The 21,278-nt window shown below is 51.2% G+C and carries 25 protein-coding genes and 1 pseudogene; 15 read left to right on the forward strand and 11 right to left on the reverse strand.

Annotated elements, in window-relative coordinates; genetic code table 11:
* The first annotated feature begins 186 nt into the window (after window positions 1–186).
* Window positions 187–906 (forward strand): hypothetical protein, encoded by a 720-nt coding sequence (locus HZB31_08170; GenBank protein MBI5847909.1) that lies wholly within the window; start codon window positions 187–189, stop codon window positions 904–906.
* 296 nt (window positions 907–1,202) lie between these two features.
* Window positions 1,203–1,451, forward strand: a complete 249-nt coding sequence (locus HZB31_08175) for a hypothetical protein (GenBank protein MBI5847910.1) — start codon at window positions 1,203–1,205, stop codon at window positions 1,449–1,451.
* A gap of 142 nt (window positions 1,452–1,593) precedes the next feature.
* On the opposite strand, the gene HZB31_08180 is transcribed toward HZB31_08175, so the two are convergent.
* The 4 genes from HZB31_08180 to HZB31_08195 all read right to left on the reverse strand — a co-directional run bounded on the left by HZB31_08180 (window position 1,594) and on the right by HZB31_08195 (window position 3,380).
* On the reverse strand, window positions 1,594–1,962 hold the full coding sequence (locus HZB31_08180; protein MBI5847911.1) for a dihydrofolate reductase family protein: 369 nt from the start codon (window positions 1,960–1,962) through the stop codon (window positions 1,594–1,596).
* Between the two features lie 42 nt (window positions 1,963–2,004).
* Entirely contained in the window at window positions 2,005–2,169 is a 165-nt protein-coding gene (locus HZB31_08185; GenBank protein MBI5847912.1) for a hypothetical protein, read from the reverse strand.
* 118 nt (window positions 2,170–2,287) lie between these two features.
* Window positions 2,288–2,902, reverse strand: a complete 615-nt coding sequence (locus HZB31_08190; GenBank protein ID MBI5847913.1) for a dihydrofolate reductase family protein — start codon at window positions 2,900–2,902, stop codon at window positions 2,288–2,290.
* A gap of 10 nt (window positions 2,903–2,912) precedes the next feature.
* On the reverse strand, window positions 2,913–3,380 hold the full coding sequence (locus HZB31_08195; GenBank protein MBI5847914.1) for a VOC family protein: 468 nt from the start codon (window positions 3,378–3,380) through the stop codon (window positions 2,913–2,915).
* Between the two features lie 383 nt (window positions 3,381–3,763).
* Here HZB31_08195 and HZB31_08200 point away from each other — a divergent pair, with 383 nt between their 5' ends.
* Together HZB31_08200 and HZB31_08205 are read left to right on the forward strand one after the other, a co-directional pair.
* A complete protein-coding gene (locus tag HZB31_08200; GenBank protein MBI5847915.1) occupies window positions 3,764–3,973 on the forward strand; it encodes a ribbon-helix-helix protein, CopG family in 210 nt (69 codons plus the stop codon).
* Window positions 3,963–4,232 (forward strand): type II toxin-antitoxin system RelE/ParE family toxin, encoded by a 270-nt coding sequence (locus HZB31_08205; GenBank protein ID MBI5847916.1) that lies wholly within the window; start codon window positions 3,963–3,965, stop codon window positions 4,230–4,232. The genes HZB31_08200 and HZB31_08205 overlap by 11 nt, the downstream gene beginning before the upstream one ends.
* Window positions 4,233–4,370: 138 nt before the next feature.
* Here HZB31_08205 and HZB31_08210 read toward each other — a convergent pair.
* Window positions 4,371–4,457: pseudogene (locus HZB31_08210) on the reverse strand (CDP-diacylglycerol--serine O-phosphatidyltransferase).
* A gap of 112 nt (window positions 4,458–4,569) precedes the next feature.
* Between HZB31_08210 and HZB31_08215 the strand changes: the two are divergent.
* Together HZB31_08215 and HZB31_08220 are read left to right on the forward strand one after the other, a co-directional pair.
* The gene (locus HZB31_08215) at window positions 4,570–5,661 is read left to right on the forward strand and encodes a tRNA-dihydrouridine synthase family protein (GenBank protein ID MBI5847917.1); all 1,092 of its coding nucleotides are present in this window, start codon (window positions 4,570–4,572) and stop codon (window positions 5,659–5,661) included.
* Window positions 5,658–6,569, forward strand: coding sequence for a DMT family transporter (locus tag HZB31_08220; protein ID MBI5847918.1), 912 nt, complete (start codon window positions 5,658–5,660; stop codon window positions 6,567–6,569). The genes HZB31_08215 and HZB31_08220 overlap by 4 nt, the downstream gene beginning before the upstream one ends.
* Before the next feature lie 27 nt (window positions 6,570–6,596).
* Here HZB31_08220 and HZB31_08225 read toward each other — a convergent pair whose 3' ends face one another.
* A complete protein-coding gene (locus HZB31_08225) occupies window positions 6,597–7,352 on the reverse strand; it encodes a SagB/ThcOx family dehydrogenase (GenBank protein MBI5847919.1) in 756 nt (251 codons plus the stop codon).
* Between the two features lie 46 nt (window positions 7,353–7,398).
* On the reverse strand, window positions 7,399–8,061 hold the full coding sequence (locus HZB31_08230; protein MBI5847920.1) for an SOS response-associated peptidase: 663 nt from the start codon (window positions 8,059–8,061) through the stop codon (window positions 7,399–7,401).
* A 229-nt stretch (window positions 8,062–8,290) separates the two neighbouring features.
* On the opposite strand from HZB31_08230, the gene HZB31_08235 reads away from it, so the two are divergent.
* Together HZB31_08235 and HZB31_08240 are read left to right on the forward strand one after the other, a co-directional pair.
* Entirely contained in the window at window positions 8,291–8,686 is a 396-nt protein-coding gene (locus tag HZB31_08235) for a hypothetical protein (GenBank protein ID MBI5847921.1), read from the forward strand.
* 208 nt (window positions 8,687–8,894) lie between these two features.
* Window positions 8,895–10,520, forward strand: a complete 1,626-nt coding sequence (locus tag HZB31_08240; protein ID MBI5847922.1) for a methyl-accepting chemotaxis protein — start codon at window positions 8,895–8,897, stop codon at window positions 10,518–10,520.
* A gap of 22 nt (window positions 10,521–10,542) precedes the next feature.
* Here the strand turns inward: HZB31_08240 and HZB31_08245 are convergent, their stop codons facing one another.
* Together HZB31_08245 and HZB31_08250 are read right to left on the reverse strand one after the other, a co-directional pair.
* The gene (locus tag HZB31_08245) at window positions 10,543–11,400 is read right to left on the reverse strand and encodes a GGDEF domain-containing protein (GenBank protein MBI5847923.1); all 858 of its coding nucleotides are present in this window, start codon (window positions 11,398–11,400) and stop codon (window positions 10,543–10,545) included.
* A gap of 141 nt (window positions 11,401–11,541) precedes the next feature.
* Window positions 11,542–13,455: a PAS domain S-box protein gene (locus tag HZB31_08250; GenBank protein ID MBI5847924.1), complete on the reverse strand. Its 1,914-nt coding sequence runs from the start codon at window positions 13,453–13,455 to the stop codon at window positions 11,542–11,544.
* Between the two features lie 236 nt (window positions 13,456–13,691).
* Between HZB31_08250 and pstS the strand changes: the two genes are divergently transcribed.
* The 5 genes from pstS to phoU all read left to right on the forward strand — a co-directional run bounded on the left by pstS (window position 13,692) and on the right by phoU (window position 17,986).
* A complete protein-coding gene (gene pstS / locus HZB31_08255; protein ID MBI5847925.1) occupies window positions 13,692–14,699 on the forward strand; it encodes a phosphate ABC transporter substrate-binding protein PstS in 1,008 nt (335 codons plus the stop codon).
* An 80-nt stretch (window positions 14,700–14,779) separates the two neighbouring features.
* Complete coding sequence (gene pstC, locus HZB31_08260; GenBank protein MBI5847926.1) at window positions 14,780–15,721, forward strand: phosphate ABC transporter permease subunit PstC; 942 nt, start codon at window positions 14,780–14,782, stop codon at window positions 15,719–15,721.
* Entirely contained in the window at window positions 15,718–16,557 is an 840-nt protein-coding gene (gene pstA / locus HZB31_08265) for a phosphate ABC transporter permease PstA (protein ID MBI5847927.1), read from the forward strand. The genes pstC and pstA overlap by 4 nt, the downstream gene beginning before the upstream one ends.
* Window positions 16,473–17,321: a phosphate ABC transporter ATP-binding protein PstB gene (pstB, locus tag HZB31_08270; protein ID MBI5847928.1), complete on the forward strand. Its 849-nt coding sequence runs from the start codon at window positions 16,473–16,475 to the stop codon at window positions 17,319–17,321. The genes pstA and pstB overlap by 85 nt, the downstream gene beginning before the upstream one ends.
* On the forward strand, window positions 17,321–17,986 hold the full coding sequence (phoU, locus tag HZB31_08275) for a phosphate signaling complex protein PhoU (GenBank protein ID MBI5847929.1): 666 nt from the start codon (window positions 17,321–17,323) through the stop codon (window positions 17,984–17,986). Before pstB ends, phoU begins: the two co-directional genes overlap by 1 nt.
* 25 nt (window positions 17,987–18,011) lie before the next feature.
* Here the strand turns inward: phoU and HZB31_08280 are convergent, their stop codons facing one another.
* Together HZB31_08280 and HZB31_08285 are read right to left on the reverse strand one after the other, a co-directional pair.
* On the reverse strand, window positions 18,012–19,697 hold the full coding sequence (locus HZB31_08280) for a proline--tRNA ligase (protein MBI5847930.1): 1,686 nt from the start codon (window positions 19,695–19,697) through the stop codon (window positions 18,012–18,014).
* Between the two features lie 63 nt (window positions 19,698–19,760).
* Window positions 19,761–20,276, reverse strand: coding sequence for a hypothetical protein (locus HZB31_08285; protein MBI5847931.1), 516 nt, complete (start codon window positions 20,274–20,276; stop codon window positions 19,761–19,763).
* A gap of 149 nt (window positions 20,277–20,425) precedes the next feature.
* On the opposite strand from HZB31_08285, the gene greA reads away from it, so the two are divergent.
* Together greA and HZB31_08295 are read left to right on the forward strand one after the other, a co-directional pair.
* A complete protein-coding gene (gene greA / locus HZB31_08290; protein ID MBI5847932.1) occupies window positions 20,426–20,899 on the forward strand; it encodes a transcription elongation factor GreA in 474 nt (157 codons plus the stop codon).
* Window positions 20,900–20,978: 79 nt separating this feature from the next.
* On the forward strand, window positions 20,979–21,278 hold a 300-nt coding region (locus HZB31_08295; protein MBI5847933.1), incomplete at its 3' end, for a dihydroorotate dehydrogenase electron transfer subunit.

Raw genomic sequence — 21,278 nt, forward strand, 5'->3', positions numbered from 1 at the left:
ATGTAGGACCGACGTTTGCGAAAGTATCCGATTTTTGGAATGCTCTTGTTCCTTGCAGACCTGAGGAGCCTGGTCTTCGTGATGTTAGGCCTGGTTTGCGCTTTGCATGTCACGTTTCATTTGGTTATAAGGGGCCTTTTCTTCGTCCTGTGACGGCAAATCCACAGCGCGTTGGGTAGAGATAGCATGGCCGAACCTACGGATTTCGTTGCGCAATACGCAAAGACACTGGGCTTTGACATCCGATCAAGGACTATAATTGTCGAGGGAACTACTGATGTCGAACTCTTTCGGCTCGCAGCTGGGTTAGAACGCGATGCCACGGGGATAAACCTATTGGGCAGCGAAATGGCCATAATTGCCGCAGGAGAAGGTGAGAAAGGGGGGACACGTGGCGTTAATCGGGAGCTTGTCACTCTGCGCAACCTCGCCCGTTCATGTCTTTTGCCTGATGGTCGTCAATGCTATCGTTTCATCGGTCTTTTTGATAACGATAGCGCTGGTATAATTGCTGTAAAAGCTGCCCGTAACTGGGATACAAGTATTCTTGAATATAAAGACGTATTTCGCCTCTGGCCTGTGATGCCTATAGCGGGCAATCTTGATCCGAGTTCTCTTCAGAGGACGTTTGAGCGTGAAAATACTAATTATAAGGGATTGGTTTGGGAGTTGGAGGATTTACTGCCGACTGCCTTCTTTGATGTTTTTCTGTCTGAATTCCCCCAAGCTGTCAGCCGGCGCATGTTGGTGGGCGGCAAGGTTCATCGGGATCTAACAAGAGACGGCAAGGCACATTTCCACCGGTTTATTAAACGAAATGCAATCCGAGACGATTTGACTGAAGTGGTAGAGGTTTTAAAGGCGCTAAGGCACTATTGTGGTTTGCGGCCGCCGATTAAGGAGTGAAACGAATTTAGCGGGAATCAATATTCAGCGGAAGGAGAAAAAAAAGGAACTTATGGGAACTAACTGTGGGGTCAGACTTGTTTATTGACATTTGCAATCACCCTCACACCTTCGCATACACAAGCCGTATCAGTGCCATGGCGAATGCAAAGGCGTATGCTAGAAAAACATATCGATTTTGAGCACAGCCTCTCCCCGATTCTTTCTGAGATGACCGATACCCATCATTATGGAAGCGGCAAAGCGGGAGATGCAACTCCTGGGGCTGTATAATAAGACATCAAAAGGAGGTATGTATGCCTGCTGCAGCTAAGCGTAAGGATGATCATATCAAAGTCAGCCAATTCATAACCGACACAAAAGGTCACAAAATGGCCGCAGTCATTGATATAGACGAACTCAAAAGGCTGGAGACAGTTATGGATCTTATACCTTCAACTGAACAGTGGCTTTATAAGAATAAAAAGGCGCTTGAGAGTGTTCAGAGAGGTCTGAAACAGGCAGCCAAGGGTAAGATAACAAAACTCGATCTCGACGGGCTTTAGGCTTTCCTTGTTCGACATCCTGCATCCGTCTCAAACGATCCTGTCCTGAGTTTCCCCGCCGGCTGGTACACGCTGAAGACAACACCTGAAGGATTGCAGCCTCTTTTGCCGTCTATCCGAAGCGTTCTCTGCCGTGGCTATCTTATCCGATTCCGTATACAAGACTTGCCCGCCCGCCTTCAAGCTGCCGGACATTCTTCAGCTCCAGCCCCCGGCGATGTTTCATTCCGACAAGGAGCGTCTTTCCTTCACCGGCGATAATGGGATAGACGATAAGGCGGAGTTCATCCACCAGCCCGGCATCGATAAGGCTGGCGACTGTCTGGCCGCCGCCGACAAGGTAGATGTCCTGGCCTGCTTTCTTCTTGAGAGCGGTTACCTGTTTGAGACTCCGAATGAAACTCGTCTGTGACCATTGAGCGGAATCCATGCTGCTCGAAAGCACATAATGCGGCGTCTGCGCCGTGAATTCGGCGTATTTCAGCTCTTCCGGCGTCGGTTTGCGGCCCATGATCCCCATGACCTTGTCCGGAGCGTTCTGAATCGTTGTCCATTACTGTTCGTAGCCGGGGTACATGGTGGCTCCGAGCAGGCATGCGTCCACCACCTGTACAATGCCGTAGTCGTCCGACCACGCCTCTACCCAATCCGCATATCCCTCGGGCCCGGTGAACTTCCAATCAAGAGAAACCTTCATTCCTGCGATCAGCCTTCTCATAGTAATCTCCTGTTCTTTACTGAGTCATTGAGCCCTCGTTAGGCCAGCTCTGCACATCTGACAGGGGCAATATACTTTAATTGTCCCTGTCTCGCTTCTTCACTGCCGGTCATCTCCCTCACTCCATCTCAAACGATCCTGTCCTGAGTTCCCCCGCCGGCCGGTACACACTGAAGAGAACGCCCGAGGGTGTTGACTGCGAACTGATCAGCTTCAGGGTCCGCGGGACGGTCCCGCTGCCGAAAAGCCGCTTGCCAATGCCGAGCGTCACCGGGAACACGAGCAGACGGTATTCGTCGATACAATCGTTCTGGATCAGGGTCTGTGCAAGGCCTGCGCTTCCGTGCACCTGCAGCTCTCCTCTGAACCGGCTCTTCAGCTCCTTCACCTCCGAAACCACATCCTTCAGATGCACAGAGTTGTTCCAGCTGAATTCGCTTTGTGTACGCGAGGCGACGAACTTGGGCAGGCTGTTCAGTTTTGAAGCGATCGGATCGTTCGGATCGGTCACCCGGGGCCAGTACGACGCAAAGATGTCGTAGGTCGTGCGGCCGAGCAGAAAGGCGTCAGCCTTCGAAAATATCTGCGCCATGATCTTTCCGTCATCCTCTTTGAAATACGGGAAGACCCAGCCCCCAAACGGGAAGTTGCCGCTCTCGTCCTCTTTGGGACCGCCCGGCGCCTGCATTACGCCGTCAAGCGAGATGAATGTGGTGATCGTGAGTTCGCCCATGGCACCCCTCCTATTTCCCGTTGTACGCAGCCTGCAGCTTTGCGATATCGAGCTTTCTCATCTTGAGCATTGCCTGCGTCACGCGGCCTGCCTTGGCCGGATCACGGTCGTTCATGAGTCTCATCAGGATTGTCGGCACGACCTGCCAGGACACGCCGAACCTGTCTTTGAGCCAGCCGCACTGGCCCTTTTCACCGCCTCTGGAAAGCCCGTTCCAGAAATGGTCCACCTCCTTCTGTGTCTCGCAGTTTACGACGAACGAGACAGCCTCGGTGATCGGCCTGAAGGGCCCGGCTGCCATGAGCGTAAAGTCCTGGCCTGCAAGTTCGACCGATACCACCTCGACCGTTCCGGACGGCGTGTCTTTGATCGTGGAGACCGACGTGATCTTCGATCGCTTCCCGAAGACCTTTACATAGAAGTTCGCGGCCTTTTTAGCGTCTTTTTCGAACCAGATAAATGGTGTGATCTTCTGCATGGTATTACCTCCCCGTTATAGTGTTATTGATCATATTTAAAGTATGAGACGGAATTTGGTAAAAGGCAAATGAAAGATGCTTAATGGGGGCGGCTTAAAAGGACGTGATCAAGGTCAGGGCTGCACCCCTCATAGCTTTGAAATGTGTATGGGCCGAGAACCACAATTAGGGTCAGGTCTGCACTCTTCACATTTTGTATGAACAAGCTGTATCAGTGGCATGCCGAATGCAAAGGCATAGAAAAACATATCGATCCTGAGCATCGACTCTCCCTTTTTTCCCCTGAGATGACTGATCCTTGTCCCTGATTTATCCTGCATTGACATGTTTTTGTCCAATTATTATTATAGGTAATATAGGTATTACGATTTTAGGAGGAAGCATGCTGACATTAAAATTGCCTGCTGATCTGGAAGAGAGGCTGAATCAGCTTGCTCAAAAGACAAAGCGGTCGAAGAGCTTTTACATGCGCGAAGCGCTCACTGAATATCTTGAAGAATACGAAGACGCTTTTCTTGCACTGGATCGCCTTAATAAAAAGAATGCAAAATTTCTGAGCACAAAAGAACTGGAAAAGAGCCTTGGCCTTTAAAGTCCACTGGCACGAAAATATACGGAACGATCTTGCGCAGCTCGACAAAGCGATGGCGCGAAAGATAATCTCCCGGATAAGCACCTATCTCGTGCATGATCCGCTGAAGCTGGGGAAGGCCCTCACAGGTCAATTTGCCGGTCTTTACCGTTATCGCTACGGTGACTATCGCGTTCTCTACGCTATGGATCTGGAGGAGGAGATTATCATGGTGGTTCACATCCGGCACAGGAAAGATGTTTATGACGGACGAAATTAGAATTTCCGGCTTTATAGGACCGATGGTGCTCGAAAATCTGCGGGCTCTCTTTAAAGAAACCCGATGACTACCTCAGGCAAAAGCCATAAGCGACAATGCCTTTGCCCTCAGAAAGCGTCTTGGCAGTAATGTTGTAGCGCGCCAGCGGGCGATTCTGCCGTCCAGGACATCGAAGACCACACCGGCCACGACCAGGCCGCAGGCAAAATACACATGTATAACGTCCATCACTATGTTGAAGCGTTTGAGAAGTCCAGGCTTAAAAGTCTTCTTGGCTATTTTGCGGCCGTTCAGCAAGGTCATCGAAAATACCCTCTGAGCTGTCATAATGCTCGAGATGGAAATCTCCGCCCCTCCAGTTATCAAGGTGCAGCTGGGTGCAAGGAGATGTGACCGTGCATATGCTACAATTGTGCGGACCATGAATAGTGAAACAGACACGCAGACAGCGCCGCAGGCTATAGAGATACGCGGGTTGAGGATCGATCCGCCGCTCCTGCTTGCGCCTATGGCAGGCCTGACCCACAGCGCCCTCAGGCGCATAATGACCGGCTTTGGCGGGGTCGGTCTGCTTTCGACCGAAATGCTCTCGGCAAAAAGACTGCCGACTGAAAGTCCCCGCGTCTCGCCGTATCTGATCAGGAGCGAGACGGAAAACCCTCTTTCCTATCAGCTCCTGACCTCCAATGACAGGGAGATCGGCCGGGCCATCGACAAACTTCACGCCTGCGGAGCAGATGCTGTTGACCTGAATATGGGCTGTCCCTCTACCGCGGTCGGAAAGTTCGGCGCAGGCGTCATGCTGATGGAGCAGCCGGATGAAGCACGCCGCATCACAGCTGAGGCAAGAAAATGCACCTCCCTGCCGCTGAGTGCGAAGATCCGGCTTGGCAGCGACGCTGACAGCACGAAACTAAAGGCCTTCTGCTGCATGCTCGAAGGCGAGGGCATCGACATGCTTACGGTACATGCCCGGTTCAGGCATGAGCCTTTTGCAAGAAACCCGCGCTGGGAATATATCGCAGAGATCAAGGAATGCATCAAAATACCGGTCATTGCCAACGGCGGAATATTTTCTATAGAGGATGCCGAAAAATGCCTGAGAGTCTCCGGCGCTGACGGCCTGATGCTCGGGCGCGGTGCGATCATAAAACCATGGCTCTTCGCCGAAATCGGACGAAGCATATACGGTAAAGATGTCCCGGCCCCTGAGGTTTCGCTGCCTGATATGTATGCTGCCTTTATCGGGGCCTTAACCACGGATTACCGCCCCATTTACCGTTTAGGCAGGCTGAAGGCATTTACCCACTACTTTGCCCGAAACTATAAGTTCGGACATACGCTGGCCTGCAAGGTCCAGACAAGCAGCAGTATGGAGGAGGCACGGGAAAGGGCCTGGACGTTCTTTGAGACCACGAGTATTGAATGAACAATACGTCAAACAGATGGTTCCACATCAAACTTGTTGCCGGAATCATTGCCATAAGTTTTTCGCCTCTTGCAGTGAAGCTCGTAAGCTTCAGCACCACCGTAAGCGCTTTTTACCGGTCGTTCTACGCTGCATTATTTTTTCTGATCTTGTCACTGTGCCGCTCTAAGGAGGAATTTGGCCAAAAGCATTTCAGATGGCTTCTGCCCTCTGTCCTAGGCGGAATATTTCTCGGTATAGACCTTGCGGTTTGGCATAAGACCATACTCTTTCTTGGAGCAGGGCCTGCAACATTTCTCGGAAATTCCCAGATCATCTTTATTACGTTGTTTGCTGCCATTGTATTTAAGGAAAAGATACCCGTGATCTATTATCTGACGGTTGTCCTGGTGATGGCCGGACTCTATCTTCTGACACCGTTCGAAACGTCATCAGCAAGCCGGACAACAGGATATATGCTCGGACTGATCGTCGGCTTCACCTATGCCGGCATGCTGATATGCCTGCGATATGCCAAGGCTCGGTCAGCAGGGAAATATCCTGAACTGCTTTCCCTCAGCGCGGTATTTGGAGCGTCAGCGCTGGTGATTGCCCTGTATGCCGTGATTGGGGAGCAGGCGACCCTTCTGGTATGGGATGGCAGAAGCCACGGGATCATGATGGTCACAGCCTTCATGTGCCAGACGCTTGGCTGGTATTTAATCAATAACAGCATTACCCGGATACCGGCGCATGAGGGAAGCCTTCTTCTGATGCTGCAGCCGCTTCTTGCTACCGTATGGGGGTGCGTATTTTTCCTCGAACCGCTTGGCACAATACAGGTGTTGGGTATTATTCTGACGCTCGTTGGGATAATTGTCTATCAACTGAGGGGAGCATCAGGGGCAAGATTCGGATTTGAGGAGTAGGCCCTGCTTTGCTGCAGATGCACCTGCTCAAACCTTCCCAACAGGTGCAAGGTATATTGCAAACTCCTCGTCCCCGTCAATCCCCAGAAGATCGTCCATCGCCTCCTGATGATACGCAGCAATTGCACAGGTGCCTGCGCTGATTGCCTCACATGCGGTATAGAGGTTCTGGCAGACATGGCCGGCGTCAAGCGCTATGACCTTGTGCGCGGCAATGTCGTACCGCCACTCCATGCGGTATGGTACCGCGGTCCAGATAAAGGTGACCGCTGACTTTCCAGTGAAGTCCTGGCCAAGGGCCGCCTCAGAGAGGAGGGAAGGGAGATCTGCATGCTGTGCTATGAGCAGGAGCTGATGCTCTATTGCCAGGTAGCGGTAAATCCCCTCTTGCAGTCCTTCGACATGGAAGATGCAGAGGTATGTCTCAAAGGCATGGCGGCAGCCTGCGGAGGGGACAACTCTGAAGGCAGTGCCTGGTGCAGCATGCTTGCGGATTCCCTGGGTGGCCCAGAGCAAAAACGAAAGCTCTTTCAGTGTAAGCGGATCTGCCTTGAAAACACGCCGGCTCCTTCTGTTTGCAATTGCAGTAAAGACATTCATGTCTGAAATGTCATGCAGTTGTTCGGGTGGAATAAGGTCAATGACCTGAGCAGCCGCAGGGGCCGGTTTTTCGACAGGAGGCGGGGCGATGCCTCTGTTCTGGTCGGTACCCCTGAAATCGACCATCTGTCGCACACTATCTTTGAGAAAGAATCGGAACTTTGTCTTCGATGCCTGGTCCATAGGAGGCTCCTTTCCGAGGCTCAAGATGCCGGTTTAGTTAAGCCGCTTATACCGGCGTTATCGCTTCATGTGACTGGAATGCCGGGTTATTTACCTTTGTCGAGACCTGATACATCTCCATCAGTTCAGCAGGATAGGGTGCAAGCAGGGTAAGCAGCTTTTCAGGTTCCTGCATTTCAGGATCGAGCCAGAGGTCTTCCCGGTCCTTCGGTATGATCACCGGCATTCGGTCATGGATCGGTTCGATCAATGCATTTGCGGTCGTCGTGATGATCGTGCAGGTGCAGACGGTCTTGCCTTCAGGAGATGTCCAGTGGCTGTACAAACCTCCAAACCCAAAGGGCCTGCCTGTCCTGAGCCGGATATAGAACGGTAATTTCTTCTTCTCTGTCTTCTCCCATTCATAGAATCCGTCTGCAATGACGAGGCACCGGTGCTTTTTGAATGCAGACCTGAACATCGGCTTATCTGCGACGGTTTCTGCGCGGGCGTTAATTGTCTTATGGCCTGCGGAGGGGTCCTTTGCCCAGGAAGGGATGAATCCCCAGGTGCAGGCAATGAGCCGCTTTTCCCCTTCATTGTTGATGATAAGAATGTCCTGCGCCGGTGCGATATTATAGCTCGGACCGATCTCATCCAGGGCCTTATTTACCCTGAACTCTGTCCGGATCTTCTCTATCGGACTGCTTCTGACAAAACGGCCGCACATGCTGAAAGTATATCACAGGCCGATTCTGCTCAGTAAAATTGGGCTGCCATGGGGGATACTGCACACGTCTTCTTTAGCTCATGCACTGACCCAATCAGCTTTAGTGTCGTACCTTTTGGCTTCTCCTTATGTAAGCAATGATTCACAGAGAAAATCCTCTTGAAAATATCGGTGCAGTTGATTATGATCTGTTTTAGCAGTCTCAGGGGGACTTTCATGGAGGGACTTAATGAGAAGAAGACCGGCTCTTACCTGCTTCAATAAGGCTGATAATCATACCGTTATGCCCTGGACTTTTGCGATCGTTTGCCCAGCCGTCTGTGCGTTCTGTCTGTTTCTCATACCCCTTTCCATAACCCCGGTGTATGCAGAAGGGACAAAAATATTTACGGACGCTGACCTTGAGAAGTATCAGGCACCGCCGATGGTCGATCATGAGACACAGACCAGGAGTGAAAAGGACCTGAATTCGTTTCTGAAGAAGAAGTCTGCCGAGCTCTTACGGGAAGAGAAAGAGATGAAGAGGCGGCAGGACGATGAGGCAAAGAGACTGGCAGCTCAGAAGAAGGCGACTGTTACTCAGGTGCCGGTTACCGTGCAGCGCACTACAGCACGAAGGACCTGAAGGGCCGGAAGGAGACCGTGAGTCTCCGTCTCTGCATTTCTGCTCCGTAAAAAACATACGCATAAGAGTATTGCATTATAGGCGGCAATGCGTATGCCCTCCGATCTCAATGGCCAGCACGCAGACAAAGCAGAAGATGCCGCTGCATTGACATCTCGTACTATTCATGATAGATATAATTCATAAAAGCGTGCTGCCGGAGGTTTCTGTGTTTAACAATGTAAAGATAGGGGTAAGGCTGGCATTGGGGTTTGGAACGGTTATGCTGCTTATGCTGAGCATCATTATCGCAAGTATATACGGTTTCAGGAATACCGGAAGATATATGCATGAAGTGGTAAACGACCGTTTCCCGAAGGTCGAGAAGGCCGCGGATACCCTGGACAAGATCAATATTGTTGCGCGGTCATCCTTCGGCGTTCTCCTGACCGACTCAAAGACGGAAATAGACAAAGACCTTGAGCGAATTACCAAAGCGATGCAGGCAATAGATAAGAACGTGGATGCCCTGGGCAAGAGTGCCGGGACTGAGGAGGGCAGAGATATATACAATGCTTTTATAAGGGCAAAGCAGGAGTATGATCCTGCAATGAATACGTTTGTGGCCCTTATGATGTCAGGCCGGATAGATGAAGCGAAACGGCTCAGGCTCGTGGACATACGAAAAATGCAGCGTGAGCGGTACATGCCGGCAATTGAAAATATTATCAAGTACGAAGAAAAAATGACAAAGCAGGCTGGCTCTGATGCTGAAGCGGCCAAGTCAAGGGCCCTCACGCTCGTGATTGCTTTTGCGCTGAGTGCAATGCTTCTGTCCTTCATCCTCGGCGTCTTGATCACCCGGAGCATTTCCGGTCCGCTTAAGGTGGCTAAAGATGCGGCTGAACGGGTTGCTGCCGGAGATTTAACCGTAAACGTAACCGTTGACCGCAAGGATGAAATCGGCGAGCTGAATAAGACAATAGGGGCTATGATTGTTAATCTGCAGAATATTGTTTCACGAATAAAAGAGGCCGCAAACAGCATTATGGCCGGGAGTGAGGAACTCAGCTCCAATTCATCACAGATAACCAGAGGTATGAGCGAACAGACTGAAAGGGCTTCACAGATAGCGACCGCTTCAGCGGAAATGTCTCAGACCGTACTCGATATAGCGAAGAATGCATCCAGTATCGCCGCGTCATCATCAACAGCCCAAACGCAGTCGGACGATGGAGAACTGATTGTCAGGAAGACCGCCGAAGAAGTTCAGGACATTGCACAAACGGTTTCGATTGCATCGCAGCTGATCAAGTCTCTTGGTGCGCGATCGACCCAGATCGGAGAAATCGTGAATGTCATAAAAGATATTGCTGATCAGACCAATCTGCTGGCGCTGAATGCGGCGATCGAAGCGGCAAGGGCCGGAGAGCAGGGGAGGGGATTTGCAGTCGTTGCCGATGAAGTCCGAAAACTGGCAGAAAAGACATCAAAGGCAACAACAGAAATCGGCGGTATGATTACCACCATACAGAACGAAACTGAGAAGGCTGTCGAAGCCATGGCCCAGAGTCATCGGAAAGTGGCAATAGGGGTTGATCTGTCCAAGCAGGCAGGCGGCTCTCTCAAAAAAATAACCGAAAGTATCCATGAATTGCAGCTTATGGTACATCAGATCGCAACGGCAACAGAGGAGATGGCTGCGGTATCGGAAACCATATCTTCTGATATTGAGGGGGTAGCGTCGGTATCAAAGGATACCCTTGCCAGTGCTGAACAGATAGTGGATTCGTCCACCAATCTTTCACGTCTTGCCTCAGGGCTGAAAGAGATCGTGAAACGTTTTAAACTATAGCATACAGTGAGACTTGCCCCTTCTAGCGTCTTGCCTTATTGGCATACATATTGTCGTCCGCTTCCTTCAAAACAGACATGATCTCTTTGCCCGGAAGAAAATTGGCGCAGCCGGCACTGACGGCAAGAGAGTAGTCAGGGCTCGAATAGGAGAGGTTCCAGCTGCCGATCCTGCTCCTGATCCTGTCGATGATCTCCTGACACATCTGGCTGTCATGTTCCGGAATTACGACGAGGAACTCGTCGCCGCCGAACCGGACAATAATGTCAGAGGCCCTGACCGCGTCGGTCATAATTGCTGCACAATCCCGTAAGAGTTTGTCTCCAAAGACGTGGCCGTAGTTGTCATTGACCCATTTGAAATTGTCTATGTCGAGCATTACGACCGAAAAGGTGTTGCCATAACGTTTTGTCCGTGCCACTTCATTCATGATGATCTCATTAAAGTAGTTTCTGTTATGCAGCCCGGTCAGGGGGTCTCTGGTGGCAAGGCTTTTTAATTTGTCCTGCGTATGTCTGAAGCTGTGGACGAGGGTCAGCAGGTGTTCATATATTTCCGTAACCGGATCGCCAAAGACCGACTCCTGATATACTTCGCACTGCGTGCAGCTCTTGTACTTCAGCGCAAACTCTCCCTTGATCTTTCCGCTGCACATAGTGCCGGCGATCAGCCAGCATCTTCCGTCGATCTTCTCAAAGGCGGGACAATCCGTATTTTTGCAGTTCTTCTTTTCCCAGCATTTGATAAATACATTTTTTGTCGTGAGGCGCAGCCACTCGTCCCAGGAGTCATCGGTCTCCCTGAGGGACAGTTCGATGAATAATTTTACGTCATCGGAGAGCTGCCTGAGCACCCTTTTTAAGGCTTCTGCATTATCCATATATATCCCTCCTGACGTTTAATTCAATTATAGTTGAATTGGCTATTCGGTCAATTTGAACTTCAACGCATCAGATGACATAACAACTCCGGCTTTAACTGCTTCCGCTGCGGGAGGCCTGAAATGGCGGGTTAACGGTCTTCAGATCTCAAATGCTGCGTCTGTGCCAACGGGCCCGTGTGTGCTGTAGCACTCCACCCTGTTTCTGCCGTTGTTTTTGGCTGCATAAAGGGCCTCGTCAGACCTTCTGACGAATTCATCCGTGCTCAGACCACTGTCATAGGCTGACACGCCGATGCTTATGGTAATGGTGCCGACAGTGTCGTGCTCCGTGTTTTCGATCGCAGCCCTGATCTTTTCGGCGAGTGCCAAAGCGCTTTCAACAGTTGTCTCGGTAGCCAATACCGCAAATTCCTCTCCGCCGATACGTCCCAGTACATCTGATTTCCTTATATGATCAATGACTACGGCTGCGGTTTTCTTCAGCACCTTGTCCCCGGCAGCATGGCCGAAGGTATCGTTTACGGCCTTGAAATGGTCGATATCAAACATGATCAGCGAGAGCGATCTGGCATACCTCTCGGCCCTCGCTTTCTCCTGCTCAAGGATTTCGTAAAATTTTCTTCTGTTTAAAATGCCGGTAAGCGCGTCCTTTTCAGCGAACTCCCTCAGTTTCTGCTCTGCCTGTTTTCTCTCCGTAATGTCCCCGATAATCCCGACTGCATGCCACTGATCTTTGATCCTGATGCCTGATATGGAGAGATCCACCGGGAACTCAGTGCCGTCTTTCTTCTGGGCGGTCATCTCAAGTGTTTTGCCTACAACGGCACCTGCCCCTGTTGTTGCAAACACTGCAAACCCCTTCCGGAAATCCTCGTAATGCCGCCTCGGGACGATAATTTTATGCAGGTCCTTGCCCATCGCCTCTTCCGCCAAATATCCAAACAGCCTTTCAGCCGCAGGGTTCCAGAAGGACACCGCGCCGTCGGCATCGATCATCACTATGGCGCTGCCTGCCATCTCCGTAATGGTGCGCATGCGTTCCTCGCTCTCCCGAAGGGCATTCTCGGCCACAATCCGCTCGGTAATTACCTTTGCGGTTGCGATAAAATGGGTGATAACATTCTGTTCGTTGCGCATCGGCGTGATGGTGCATTCATCGTAGTACAGTTCCCCGTTTTTCTTCCGATTGATAAAAACATCCCGGTATATCTTCCCGGCAAGGATTGTCTCCCACAACTGCCGGTAAAAATCATCGCTATGAAGTCCGGACTTGAGTATGCGGGGGGTCTTGCCTACGGCCTCTTCCCTTGTATAGCCCGTGAGGTTCTCGAACGCGGGGTTAACATATTCGATCACTCCGCTGCTATTCGTTATCACGATCATATCCGCAGCCTTTTCTACGGCAGTGGAGAGTTTCCTCATCTGCGTTTCTGCAGCTTTTCGCGCAGTGATATTCCTCGATACATGAATGACCCGGACGACCTGGCCGCTGTCATTTCGTATGGGACTGGTGGAGACCTCCGCATGGATCTTTCTGCCGTCTGCGCAGAAGTGTACGTGTTCGTAGGTGGCGTATCTGCCGAGGTTGACCGTATCGTAGAGCGGACAGGGATGGCCGGGCGCAGCGCACGGGGCGGCAGAGCGATGTGTCACCTCATGGCAGGTTTTCCCTATAACTTCATTCCTTGTCAGGCCCATCTCAGAGAGAAAGGCCGCATTGACGTCGACTATCCTGAAATCGTGCGTGTCGATTACTGAAATGGCATCATGCATGCCGTTGAGGACGGTTTCTGTGAATTCCCTGTCACGCCGTGACATCTCCTCGGCCTTCTCGGCCCGCGAAATCAAAACCCCGGCGTAGAAACCGAAACCGATAAAGGAAAGAAAGACAAAGAGCCGCATCCAGAGCTCTCCGGCTTGAAGGGAAACAATTTGATGCAGAAACGAGCTTTCGAGCAGGTAAGAGTCAACAGCCGAGTCGAGCAGCCAAAAAAGAACGCCTAAGAGTGCGCTGATCAGCAGCATTTTTCCAATAATCCGGTAATGGTTCATCCGTTATAAGCACCTATCCTGCAGATCTTGTCGTATGACAGAGTATGCTCCGCCCTGTCGCAACTCTCCAACTCTTACGGAAACCGATTAATAATCTATACACAGTATAGCAGGCAAAGGTGCTTACTCCTAGTGCCTCACTGATAAAGAGCCGGGGTAACCGAATATTCATCTGTCTGTAACAATATTGTAACAATCGTGAGATACTATTAGTTAAGAACACTCAAGGAGGACATATGAAACTGATTAAACTAGTATTGGCATTAGCATTGGTCTTCTCTGCCGCGCATGTTCAGGCCGCAGAAACACTCAACGGTGCAGGCGCAACATTCCCATACCCTGTATACTCGGCATGGGCCTTCGAATATAACAAGATCGCCGGCGTGCAGCTGAATTATCAGTCGATCGGCTCCGGCGGTGGAGTGAGGCAGGTTTCTGAGCGGACGGTCCATTTCGGCGCATCGGATGATCCGCTCAAACCCGAACAGCTCCAGAAGGACAAGCTGCTTCAGTTCCCTGCAGTGATTGGCGGAGTTGTGCCTGTCGGCAATCTTGAGGGCATTAATCCGGGCCAGCTCAAGCTTGATTCCGACACACTCTGCAGGATCTTCCTCGGCGAGATCAAAACGTGGGATGCTGCAGCAGTGCAGAAGTTGAATCCCGGGCTGAAACTCCCGCAGGGTGAGATCACAGTGGTCTATCGCTCTGACGGCTCCGGCACCACTGCCATATTTACCCATTATATGGCAGAGGCCTGTCCGGCCTGGAAGACCAAGGTCGGAGAAGGAAAGGCCGTGAAATTCCCGATTGGAATAGGAGGCAAGGGGAATGAAGGAGTTGCCAATTATGTGAAGAGGACAAAAAATGCGATCGGTTATGTCGAATTTGCCTATGCAAAGCAGAATAAGCTCGACTACACGCAGCTTAAGAATAAGGCAGGCAACTTTGTGGAGCCCGGCTTTGCAAGCTTTGAGGATGCTGCTGAAACAGGAGACTTTGACGCAAAGAAGGACTTTCACCTCTGGCTCACAAATGCTCCGGGCAAGAATTCCTGGCCGATAGCAGGTGCGACCTTCATTCTCCTTGCCAGGGAAAAGATCGATTCCAATAAGAATGTTGTGAAATTCTTTGACTGGGCATTTAAAAACGGGGACAATAAGGCGAAGGAACTGGTGTACGTTCCCTTACCGAAATCTCTGAAAGAGAAGGTCAGGACGTACTGGAAGGCAAACGGCATTCAATAAAGATACAACCCCTCCTCAACCTCCCCTTACATTAAGGGGAGGCAGGGGAATTAACGGGAGAAATTGAAAGATAATTTAATATGGCAGCGATATCAAAAAAGAACCCGATTGATCTGATCTTTTCGTTCATCACCGCGCTTGCGTCCTTCTCGGTGATCGTCTTCATAGTGGGCATCCTGTATGTGCTCGTCTCCGAATCTTCCCTGGCCATAGGCAGGTTCGGCATCATCAAATTCCTGACCTCAACACACTGGAACCCGGTCACCGAGTCCTTCGGTGCACTTACGAACATCTACGGCACTATCCTCACGACGTTCATCTCTCTTCTTATCGCCATACCGGTTGCGATCGGTATGGCAGTATTCGTTACCGAAATATCCCCGAACTTCCTGAAGACCCCTATCGGCATTGCCATCGAACTGCTGGCTGCCATACCGAGCATTATCTACGGCATGTGGGGCCTCTTCACCCTGTCACCGATCATGGCCAACTATGTCGAGCCCTTTTTGAAGAAAGCGACGGCCGGCATTCCGCTTGTGAACATCCTGTTCCATGGCACTCCCATGGGCATCGATATCCTGACCGCAAGCATTATCCTGAGCATTATGATTATTCCCTTCACTGCCAGCATATCGAGGGACTCGTTCAACCTTACCCCTGCGGTGGTGAAGGAATCGGCGTACGCGCTCGGCGCAACAAAGTGGGAAGTGGTGAAGAACGTGGTTATCCCCTATTCGAAACTCGGCGTATTTGGCGGCATTGTCCTGTCTCTGGGAAGGGCGCTCGGCGAGACTATGGCAGTCGCCTTTGTGCTCGGCAACAACCACAGGATCACGACATCGCTCCTTGACGCTGCAGCCACCATAACGGTCACGCTCGCCAATGAATTTGCAGAGGCTGACAATGATGTGTACCTGTCTGCGCTCTTTTATCTTGCGCTGGTACTTTTTGTGATGAGCTTCATCACCCTTGCGATAGCAAAGTTCTTTCTGCTTAAGGCAGAGAGGAAGTATTCGCGATGACCAGCCAGCAGAAAAGAAAGATCGAAGGCAGCATTGCGCTTACGCTCAGCACCCTTGCTGCTGTTCTGGGGCTTTTCTGGCTGGTCTTTATCCTTGGTGATGTCCTGGTGCATGGCCTCAAGGCCCTGAATTTCAGCCTCTTCATCAACGATCCTTCACCGCCGGGCACGGACGGTGGAGGCCTGAAAAACGCCTTTGTCGGACAGCTTATCATAACGATCTTTGCGACCCTGATAGGGGTGCCAATCGGCGTATTGGGAGGGACCTTTTTGGCAGAGTATGCACGGGGAAGTAAGATCGCACGGATCATCAGCATACTCTCAGACATCATGGTGAGCGTGCCCTCGATCGTCATCGGTACGTTCATCTATGCAGTGCTGGTCAGACCGATCGGTCACTTCAGCGGATGGGCAGGGGCCATAGCGCTCTCGATCATTATGATACCGGTGGTATTGAGGACGACCGAGGACATGCTCTCGTTAGTCCCCTGGACCCTGCGCGAAGCTGCCTTTGCGCTCGGCGCGCCATATTACAAGGTGATCACCCAGGTAGTGTACCGGGGAGCTGCCACCGGCATCCTGACCGGCATTCTCCTTTCGATCGCACGGGTGGCTGGAGAGACAGCGCCGCTCCTCTTCACCTCATTTAATAACTCCTTCTTCTCGCTGAACATGAAGCAGCCAATCTCGTCGCTGACCGTCACGATATTTCAGTACGCCATGGGGCCGTATGACACCTGGCATGAACAGGCATGGGCAGCAGCTTTTGTGATCACCATATTCATCCTGATCCTGACCATTACCGGAAGGCTCATCATCAAATGGAGGTACCGATAGTGCCTGAGCAGATAGAGTTGAGAGTAAAAGGACTGAATTTTTATTATTCCGGCGGGATTCACGCCCTGAAACAGATCAATCTTCCGGTCCACAGCAATCAGGTAACAGCCCTGATCGGGCCGTCCGGCTGCGGAAAGACGACTCTCCTGAGGTGTTTTAACCGGATGCATGATCTCTATCCGGGTAACCGGTATGAGGGCGAGATCTATTTTGTAAAGGACGACATTCTCAGCCCTGATACGGACCTGATCAGCCTCAGAAGCAGGATCGGGATGGTATTTCAGAAGCCGACTCCGTTTCCAATGAGCATATTCGACAACATCGCATACGGCCTGAAGCTGAAGGGTATCAAAAAGAGGGCTGAGCTTTCGGAGCGCGTAGAAAAGGCCCTCAGGCATGCTGCGCTCTGGGATGAGGCTAAAGACAAGCTCAACGCCAGCGCCTACGATCTTTCCGGGGGCCAGCAGCAGAGACTGGTTATTGCGAGAGCGCTGGCCGTCAATCCTGAGGTGCTTCTCTTTGATGAGCCGACCTCTGCGCTTGATCCTATTTCTACTGCCAAGATAGAGGAGCTCTTCGAAACACTTAAAAAGGATGTTACAATTATCATCGTTACGCATAATATGCAGCAGGCGGCCCGTATCTCGGACCGGACAGGATTCATGATGCTGGGAGAACTGATCGAGTTCGACAGGACGGACAAGATCTTTACTGCTCCGTCTGAGAAACTGACTGAAGACTATGTTACCGGGAGGTTTGGATAATGACTGTTTTTGACGAGGAACTGCAGCATCTGAAGGAGAAACTGCTCAGGATGGGGTCACTGGTGGAGGACGCGATCAAGAACTCCGTTCATGCCCTGGTTGAGCGTGACAATACGCTTGCACATACGGTGATAGACAACGATCGTATGGTCAATACCCTTGATGTGGAGATCGATGAAGAGTCGATCCGCCTCATAGCCCTCAGACAGCCAAAGGCAACCGATCTCCGTTTTATCACCATGGCCATGAAGATAACCACGGACCTGGAACGCATGGGAGACTTTGCCGTTAATATCGCGGAAAGGGCCCTCGAACTGAACGAAGAGCCCGTACTGAAGCCCTACATTGATATACCGAAGATGCGGGCCATAGCCCAGGGCATGATACGTGATGCGCTCGACGCCTTTGTGCGCAAGGACAAGAACCTTGCCATGAACGTGATCATGAGAGACGACCAGGTGGATGACCTCAAACGCGATGTACTGCAGGAGTTGGCCTTTTTTATGACCCGGGACCCTTCAACCATTTCACGCGCCATGAAGGTCAGTTTTGTCGCCCAATATCTCGAGCGTGTTGCAGATCATGCCACCAATATTGCCGAGATGGTTATCTACCTTGTGGAAGGAAAAATAATCCGTCACATGGCCCCGCCGACCGAACCATGACACTGCTTGCATGAAGCGTTGACGATCAGCTGTTCATCAGCGCTTTTGTCTTTTCAATAACCTCGGCTACCTTCACCTTGACTGCTTCTTTGGTCTTCCGGTCCTTGATCTCGACAAGGCCTTCCTTCAGATTTTTCTCTCCGATAATCACCTGCGTCGGGATGCCGATGAGATCTGCATCCTTGAACTTCACGCCTGCCCGTTCATCGCGGTCGTCCATGAGCACATCAATCCGCAGCTTCTTCAGCCCGCGGTACAGTTCTTCAGCGGTTTCGACGGTCCCGGGATCCTTCATGTTCAGCGGAATGAGCTCGACATCGAAGGGCGCGATGCTCCTTGGCCAGATGATGCCGTCCTTGTCGTTGTTCTGTTCGATGGCCGCTGCGGCAATGCGGGCCGGACCGATACCATAGCTGCCCATGACCAGCGGTTTTTCATTGCCATGCTCATCAAGGAAGACTGCTTTGAGGGATTCGGAGTATTTTGTGCCTAACTTGAAAATATTGCCGATCTCGATGACGCGCTCAACACCAAGTTCAGTATTGCATTTGGTGCATGCCTCTCCCTCTTTTGCGATATGAATGTCGTGCCACTCGGCAGTAAAGTCCCTGCCTGCCTGAATGCCCCTGATATGATAATGCTGTTTATTTGCCCCGCTGACATAGGTGCCTTCCTGCAGACAGGTATCGCCAACGATCCGTATGCCCTGATGTCCCATCGGACCGATAAAGCCGGCCTCTACACCGAGGACCTCTTTTACCTCGGCCTTCTGCGCAGGTCTGTGCTGACCGACGACCTTTGCGAGTTTCTTCTCATGCACCTCCTGATCTCCGCGCACCAGCGCAAGCACCGGACCGCTGTCGGAAATCACGAGTACGCTCTTGATGAAATATTCCGGGGAAACTTTCAGAAAATTTGAAACCTCAAGGATCGTTCTCTTTTCGGGTGTATGGACCTCTTCAGTCTGCCAGTTTTTATTTTCGATCTTTTTCGGGATCGAGAGGGCGAGTTCCACGTTTGCCGAGTACCCGCAGCCCGGACAGATGGCAACATTGTCTTCACCTGCTGCGCTGGGCGCCATGAACTCGTGTGAGTAGCCGCCTCCCATCATGCCGGGGTCTGATTCGACCTGCATAAATTTCAGGCCGCAGCGGTTAAAGATCCTGTGGTATGCCTCTGCATGAAGAAGATAGTTTTTGTCGAGGCATTCCTCGTCTGCGTCAAAGCTGTAGCTGTCTTTCATAATAAATTCACGCGTGCGGAGTATGCCGCTTTTGGGCCGAGCTTCATCTCTGAGCTTGGTCTGAATCTGGTACCAGACCTGGGGAAGGTCACGGTACGAACGGATCTCACGCGATGCGAGCCATGTCATGATCTCCTCATGGGTCATACCGAGGCAGAAATCGCGTTCATTGCGGTCCTTGAGCCGGAACATTTCGCCGCCAATCACGTCCCAGCGGCCTGTCTGCTGCCATATCTCGGCAGGGTGGAGGATCGGCATGGATATCTCCTGCGCTTCGATCGACTCCATCTCCTCTTTTAAAATTGCGTTAATTTTACCCAGAACCCTCCAGCCAAGCGGAAGAAAAATATATAGCCCTGCGGCAAGCTGGCGCACATAGCCCGCACGCAGCATAAGAATATGGCTTACGGCTTCTGCATCGGCAGGGGCCTCCCTCAGTGTCGGTATGAACATCTTCGAAAATCGCATTAGATCCTCCGGAAAAAAGTATCGATTAGACTAAAGCCATTGTCAGTGCCGAGTCAAGGCCTGCTATTTGATCTTTATACCGTCAAAGGGGCAGTATTTCCACCTGAGATCAAGTTTTTTTCCGCAGAGTTCGCAGGTTTTCTCGCTCACGGCACCGGCATTCATATCTATTGCCTTGCCGTCAGAAAGAATATCTTTTACATAGGAGAGGACCACAAAGATCCTGTCATTATTATCGCGGGGATCTATCGGCCTGAGAAAAAAACCGAGCCTGTCGAGATGAAAACTGTGTGAATACCCTTCTATGACCTCATTGTCCATGAAGGTTACAGAGATTCTGCGCTCCGACGCCGACTTCTCTGATGCAGCCTTCTCGGGAGGGCGGTTGTGCGGCGCCTTGCTGCCTTCGAGCGTTTTTACAAAAAATACTGCCTTGAGGTCATCGATAGGCACTTCGATCATCGGGTCGGATGTATTGTCCACAGTCATATGAAACGAGTTTCTGAAGGGAAGAAAGTCCCCGGTCATACCCTTGATCAAGGAGCCGTCCTTCTTCTTTGCAACGATCTTTGTCAGCATGGTTCCCTCCGCATTTCGTTATAGTCCTTGTATGTAAAGATTAGTATATGCAGGCTTTCAATTCAAGCAGAAACTGCCCTGATGAATCTTTAAAAAAACAGGGCGACATGGTAGAGTATAGCTGATTTTCTGATAAGGAGTTACGAAACGTGCAAAGAATCCCATTGACACCAGACGGATACCGGAAGCTGCAGGCCGAGCTTGAGCGCCTGATGAAAGTAGAGAGGCCGCAGAATATACAGGCCATAGCAGAGGCGCGCGCGCATGGCGATCTCTCTGAAAATGCCGAATATCATGCGGCAAAAGAGCAGCAGTCGTTCATTGCAGGAAGGATACAGGAGCTGCAGGGCAAGATTGCCATGGCCCAGGTGATTGACCCTGCGACCATAAAGCAGTCGAAGGTCGCGTTTGGGGCAAAGGTAAAGGTCCTTGATGTCGATGCCGACGTGGAATATATATTTATTCTTGTCGGTCCGGAAGAGGCTGATGTGAAGCTGGGCAAAATATCCCTCAGTTCTCCGGTAGGCAAGGCGCTTATCGGCAAGGATGTGGGCGACACGGTAACGATCAAAGTCCCGGCCAGAACAATAGAGTATGAGATTTTAGAGATTACCTTTGAGTAGATATTTTAAGGCAGAGATTCAGGAAAACCGGCCGGTTCATCCCGTCCATAACCTTTTAACCCTAAACGTCCCCCGCAGTATGCCTGAACCCAGGCCTGGCCAGTTTTTCATGATCGAAGTGAATAAGGGAACCGATCCTCTGCTGAAGCGGGCCTTCAGCCTTTTCAGAAATACCGGGCAGGGGGTGCAGATACTGTACCGGATCAGGGGGAAGGGCACTGAGATCCTGAAGGATTTGAAAGAAGGGTCCGTGCTTGATGTGCTTGGTCCCCTGGGTACATGCTATCCGGTTCCTTCCGGAGACGTTATCCCGCTTGTTGTTGCCGGCGGCATTGGCATTGCCTCTGTTTTTTCGTTTGTTGAACAGTATGCCGGCCGG

The organism is Nitrospirota bacterium, assembly GCA_016235245.1.
Taxonomy (GTDB): domain Bacteria; phylum Nitrospirota; class Thermodesulfovibrionia; order Thermodesulfovibrionales; family UBA6898; genus UBA6898.